The following is a 5553-nucleotide window of genomic DNA, read 5'->3' as shown; positions in this document are numbered from 1 at the left end:
GATCGCCGCAAGCCCCGATCCGGGTGCCCGCCGGGACCACCGCGGCCGCCGCGGTGCGGGAGGCGGGGCTGCCGGGCCGCGGGGCGCCCGACGCGATCGTGGTGGTGCGCGACGCCGACGGCAAGCTCCGCGACCTGAGCTGGGTGCCCGAGGCCGACGCCGAAGTCGTCCCGGTCGCCGCCGACACCGACGAGGGGCGCAGCGTCATCCGGCACTCCGCCGCGCATGTGCTGGCCCAGGCCGTGCAGGGCCTGTTCCCCGACGCCAAGCTGGGGATCGGGCCGCCCATCACCGACGGCTTCTATTACGACTTCGACGTCGCCGAACCGTTCACCCCCGAGGACCTGGCGGCGCTGGAGAAGCGGATGCGCCAGATCGTCAAGGAGGGGCAGCTCTTCGAGCGGCGCGTCTACGAGTCCAAGGACCAGGCGCGCGCGGAGTTGGCCGGCGAGCCCTACAAGCTGGAGCTCGTCGACGACAAGTCCGGCGACCCCGACATCATGGAGGTCGGCGGCGACGAGCTCACCGCCTACGACAACCTCAATCCCCGCAGCCGGGAACGTGTTTGGGGCGACCTGTGCCGCGGGCCGCACATCCCGACCACCAGGCACATCCCGGCCTTCAAGCTGACCCGCAGCTCCGCCGCGTACTGGCGCGGGGACCAGAAAAACGCCAGCCTGCAACGCATCTACGGCACCGCGTGGGAGTCGCAGGAGGCGCTGGACCGCCACCTCGAGCTGCTCGAGGAGGCCCAGCGACGCGACCACCGCAAGCTGGGCACCGAGCTGGACCTGTTCAGCTTCCCGGACGAAATCGGTTCGGGGCTGGCGGTTTTCCACCCCAAGGGCGGCGTGGTGCGCAGGGAGCTCGAAGAATACTCGCGGCGCAAGCACATCGAGGCCGGCTACGAATTCGTCAACACCCCGCACATCACCAAGGCGCAGCTGTTCCACACGTCGGGCCACCTGGACTGGTACGCCGAGGGGATGTTCCCCCCGATGCATCTCGACGCCGAGATCGGCGACGACGGGACGGTGCGCAAGCCGGGGCAGGACTACTACCTCAAGCCGATGAACTGCCCGATGCACACGCTGATCTTCCGGTCGCGGGGGCGGTCGTACCGCGAACTGCCGTTGCGGCTCTTCGAATTCGGCACCGTGTACCGCTACGAGAAGTCCGGCGTGGTGCACGGGCTGACCCGCGCACGCGGGTTCACCATGGACGACTCGCACATCTTCTGCACCCGCGAGCAGCTGCACGGCGAGCTGGCGTCGCTGCTGCGGTTCGTGCTCGAGCTGCTCGGCGACTACGGGCTGGAGGACTTCTATCTGGAGCTCTCCACCAAGGACCCGGAGAAGTTCGTCGGCACCGACGAAATGTGGGAGCAGGCCACCAACTCACTGGCCGAGGTGGCGGCCGAGTCGGGCCTCGAACTGGTTCCCGACCCCGGCGGCGCGGCGTTCTACGGGCCCAAGATCTCGGTGCAGGCCCGCGACGCGCTGGGCCGCAGCTGGCAGATGTCGACGATCCAGGTGGACTTCAACTTCCCGGAGCGCTTCGAGCTGGAGTACACCGCGCCCGACGGCACCCGCCAGCGGCCCGTGATGATCCACCGCGCCCTGTTCGGGTCGATCGAGCGGTTCTTCGGCATCCTCACCGAGCACTACGCGGGGGCGTTCCCGGCCTGGCTGGCACCCGTGCAGGTGGTCGGCATCCCGGTCGCCGACGAACACGTGCCCTACCTGGAAAGCGTTGCCGCGCAGCTGAAATCGCACGGCGTGCGGGTGGAGGTGGACGCCAGCGACGACCGGATGGCCAAGAAGATCGTCCACCACACCGGCCAAAAGGTGCCGTTCATGTTGCTGGCCGGCGACCGCGACGTGCAGGCGAAGGCGGTGAGCTTCCGCTTCGGCGACCGCACGCAGATCAACGGCGTGCCCCGCGACAGCGCCGTCGACGCCATCGTCAAGTGGATCGCCGACCGCGAGAACGCCACGCCCACAGCCGAACTCGTGAAGGTAACCGGCGGTGAGTGATCCCGAGGACCGCGCCGACGACACCATCCTGGACCGCGGCGTCGGCGAGAGCGACCACCTGCAGCGGCTGTGGACCCCCTACCGGATGACGTATCTGGCCGAGGCGCCGCTGAAGCGCGACCCCAACGGGTCGGGCAAGAGCGAGCAGCCGTTCACCGACATCCCGCAGCTGTCCGACGAGGAGGGCCTGGTGGTCGCCCGCGGCGAGCTGGTCTACGCCGTCCTCAACCTCTACCCGTACAACCCCGGCCACCTGATGGTGGTCCCGTACCGGCGGGTGTCCGAGCTCGAGGACCTCACCGTCGAGGAGAGCGCGGAGCTGATGGCCTTCATCCAGAAGGCAATTCGCGTCATCAAGAACGTGTCGCGGCCGCACGGCTTCAACGTCGGCCTCAACCTGGGCACGTCGGCTGGCGGGTCGCTGGCCGAACACCTGCACGTGCACGTCGTGCCGCGCTGGGGCGGCGACGCCAACTTCATCACCATCATCGGCGGGTCGAAGGTGATCCCGCAGTTGCTGCGTGAAACCCGCCGGCTGCTGGCCACCGAGTGGGCCCGGGAGCTATGAGGCGCTCATGAGTAAGGTGCCGTTCCTGTCGCGGGCGGCGTTCGCGCGGCTCACGACGCCGACCGCCAGGGCATGCCTGCGGATCGGGTTGACGCCGGACGCGGTCACCATCTTGGGGACCGTCGTCGCCGTGGCGGGGGCGCTGACCCTGTTCCCGATGGGCAAGCTCTTCATCGGCACGCTCGTGGTGTGGTTCTTCGTGCTGTTCGACATGCTCGACGGCGCCATGGCCCGCGAGCGCGGCGGCGGCACCCGTTTCGGCGCCGTGCTGGACGCCACCTGCGACCGTGTCAGCGACGGCGCGGTGTTCTGCGGCCTGCTGTGGTGGATCACCTTCGGCATGCACGACGCGCTGCTGGCGGTGGCGACGATGATCTGCCTGGTCACGTCGCAGGTGATCTCCTACATCAAGGCGCGGGCCGAGGCCAGCGGGTTGCGCGGCGACGGCGGCATCATCGAACGGCCGGAACGGTTGATCATCGTGCTGGTCGGCGCCGGGGTGTCGGACTTCCCGGTGGTCGCGTGGCCGCCCGCGCTGCCGGTGGCGATGTGGCTGCTGGCGGCGGCCAGCGTGGTCACCTGCGTGCAGCGGCTGCACACGGTGCGGACCTCGCCCGGCGCGACGGAGCCGATGCCGTGATCCCGGGACGGGGAGTGGTCACCGCACCGCGCCGGCTGGCCGGCCGGCTGATGTCGGGCACCGCGACCGACTGGTCGTACGCGGCCGGCTGGATGGCGGTGCGGGCGATGCCGGAATTCGCCGCGCGCTCCGCGTTCGACGCGGGAGCCCGGTACGCGGCGCGCGGCGGCGGGCCGGAGCAGCTGCGCAAAAACCTGGCCCGCGTCATCGGCGTCCCGCCGGCGGAGGTGCCCGACGCGCTGATGCGGGCCTCGCTGGCGTCCTACGCCCGCTACTGGCGGGAGGCGTTCCGGCTCCCGTCGATGGACCTGCCCGCGCTGGCCGGCGAACTCGACGCGTCGTTCCGGGGCGCCGACAACCTGGACGCGGCGCTGCGCGCGGGCCGCGGCGCCGTGTGCGCGTTGCCGCACAGTGGCAACTGGGACATGGCCGGGGTGTGGTTCACCCAGACGCGCGGCACCTTCACCACCGTCGCGGAACGGCTCGAACCGGAGTCGCTGTACCGGCGTTTCGTCCGCTACCGCGAGAGCCTGGGCTTCCAGGTGCTGCCGCTGTCGGGAGGCGAGCGGCCGCCCTTCGAGGTGCTGTGCGACCGGCTGCGGGACAACGGGCTGGTGTGCCTGATGGCCGATCGCGACCTCACCCGCACCGGCGTCGAGGTCGACTTCTTCGGCGAGGTCACCCGGATGCCGGCCGGGCCGGCCAAGCTGGCGATCGCGACCGGGGCGGCCCTGCTCCCGGTGCACTGCTGGTTCGACGGCGACGGCTGGGGCTTTGAGGTTTTCCCGCCGCTGGATTGCGGCAGCGGCGACGTCGGCGCCGTCACCCAGGCGCTGGCCGATCGGTTCGCCGCCAACATCGCCGCCCACCCCGAGGACTGGCACATGCTGCAGCCGCAGTGGCTGGCCGACCTGTCCGACGCCAGACGGGCGCGGCTCGGGGAGGCCTGATGCGGATCGGGATGGTCTGCCCGTACTCGTTCGACGTCCCGGGCGGGGTGCAGTCGCACGTCCTGCAGCTGGCCGAGGTGATGCGCCGGCGCGGGCAGGAGGTGAGCGTCCTCGCGCCCGCTTCGCCGCACGCGGTGCTGCCCGACTACGTCGTCTCCGCCGGCAAGGCGGTGCCCATTCCCTACAACGGCTCGGTGGCCCGGCTGCGGTTCGGCCCGGCGACCCACCGCAAGGTCAAGAAGTGGCTCGCCGAGGGCGATTTCGACGTGCTGCACCTGCACGAGCCCAACGCGCCGAGCCTGTCGATGCTGGCCCTCAACATCGCCGAGGGGCCGATCGTCGCGACGTTTCACACCTCGACCACCAAGTCGCTGACGCTGACCGTCTTCCAGGGCATCCTGCGGCCGATGCACGAAAAGATCGTCGGCCGGATCGCGGTGTCCGACCTGGCCCGCCGGTGGCAGATGGAGGCGCTGGGCACCGACGCGGTCGAGATCCCCAACGGGGTCGATGTCGACTCGTTCGCCTCCGCGCCGCCGCTCGACGGCTACCCGCGGCCGGGCAAGACGGTGCTGTTCCTGGGCCGCTACGACGAGCCCCGCAAGGGCATGTCGGTCCTGCTCGACGCGCTGCCGGGGGTGGTCCAGCGTTTCCCGGATCTGCAACTGCTCGTCGTCGGCCGCGGCGACGAAGACCAATTGCGCGGCCAGGCACGCGAATTGGTGCGGCACATCCGGTTCCTGGGCCAGGTGGACGACGCCGGGAAGGCCTCGGCGATGCGCAGCGCCGACGTGTACTGCGCACCGCATCTCGGGGGTGAGAGCTTCGGCATCGTCCTGGTCGAGGCCATGGCCGCCGGCACCGCCGTAGTGGCCAGCGACCTGGACGCCTTCCGGCGCGTGCTGCGCGACGGCGAGGTCGGGTGCCTGGTGCCGGTCGGCGACGGCGCTGCGCTCGCGGACGCCCTGGTTTCGGTGCTAGAAAACGATGTGCTGCGCGAACGGTATGTGACGGCCGGTACGGCGGCGGTCCAGCGCTACGACTGGTCGGTGGTGGCCAGCCAGATCATGCGGGTCTACGAGACGGTCGCCGCGTCCGGCGCCAAAGTCGAAGTGGCCGGCTGATGACCTGGCTGGTCGTTGTCGTCGCGGTGCTCGTCGGGTTGCTGGCCGTCCTGGGCGCCTGGGCCTTTCGCACGGCCAACCGGTTGGACCGGCTGCACGTCCGCTACGACCTGTCGTGGCAGGCGCTCGACGGCGCGCTGGCCCGCCGCGCGGTGGTCGCCCGCGCGGTCGCCATCGACGCCTACGGCGGCGCCTCCGAGGGCAGGCGGCTGGCCGCGCTGGCCGACGCCGCCGA

General features: G+C 70.8%; 4 protein-coding genes and 2 pseudogenes. All 6 read left to right on the top strand.

Going from position 1 to position 5553, the window contains the following annotated elements; translation table 11 throughout:
• Positions 1-2036 (top strand): threonine--tRNA ligase (gene thrS / locus HMPREF0591_RS27400; protein ID WP_007172033.1); only part of this gene is annotated, 2036 nt, incomplete at its 5' end.
• Entirely contained in the window at positions 2029-2604 is a 576-nt protein-coding gene (locus HMPREF0591_RS27395) for an ATP adenylyltransferase (RefSeq protein ID WP_007172032.1), read from the top strand. The genes thrS and HMPREF0591_RS27395, both read left to right, overlap by 8 nt.
• Positions 2605-2611: 7 nt before the next feature.
• Positions 2612-3258, top strand: a pseudogene (pgsA, locus tag HMPREF0591_RS27390) (phosphatidylinositol phosphate synthase); the annotation flags it as partial.
• A gap of 36 nt (positions 3259-3294) precedes the next feature.
• The gene (locus HMPREF0591_RS27385; protein WP_050790164.1) at positions 3295-4194 is read left to right on the top strand and encodes a phosphatidylinositol mannoside acyltransferase; all 900 of its coding nucleotides are present in this window, start codon (positions 3295-3297) and stop codon (positions 4192-4194) included.
• Positions 4194-5318 carry a glycosyltransferase family 4 protein gene (locus tag HMPREF0591_RS27380; RefSeq protein WP_007172029.1) on the top strand — a complete coding sequence of 375 codons (1125 nt, stop codon included), beginning with the start codon at positions 4194-4196 and terminating at the stop codon, positions 5316-5318. The genes HMPREF0591_RS27385 and HMPREF0591_RS27380 overlap by 1 nt, the downstream gene beginning before the upstream one ends.
• A pseudogene (locus HMPREF0591_RS27375) lies at positions 5318-5553 on the top strand (exopolyphosphatase); the annotation flags it as partial. The gene HMPREF0591_RS27380 and the pseudogene HMPREF0591_RS27375, both read left to right, overlap by 1 nt.

The organism is Mycobacterium parascrofulaceum ATCC BAA-614 (assembly GCF_000164135.1).
Lineage (GTDB): Bacteria > Actinomycetota > Actinomycetes > Mycobacteriales > Mycobacteriaceae > Mycobacterium > Mycobacterium parascrofulaceum.
The sequence above is the reverse complement of the archived record's forward strand: the minus strand, read 5'-3'. Positions and strand labels throughout refer to the sequence as shown.

Coding starts and splice junctions, on each gene's coding strand:
- HMPREF0591_RS27385 (WP_050790164.1), top strand. CDS start 3,295: ATGTCGGGCACCGCGACCGACTGGTCGTACGCGGCCGGCTGGATGGCG.
- HMPREF0591_RS27380 (WP_007172029.1), top strand. CDS start 4,194: ATGCGGATCGGGATGGTCTGCCCGTACTCGTTCGACGTCCCGGGCGGG.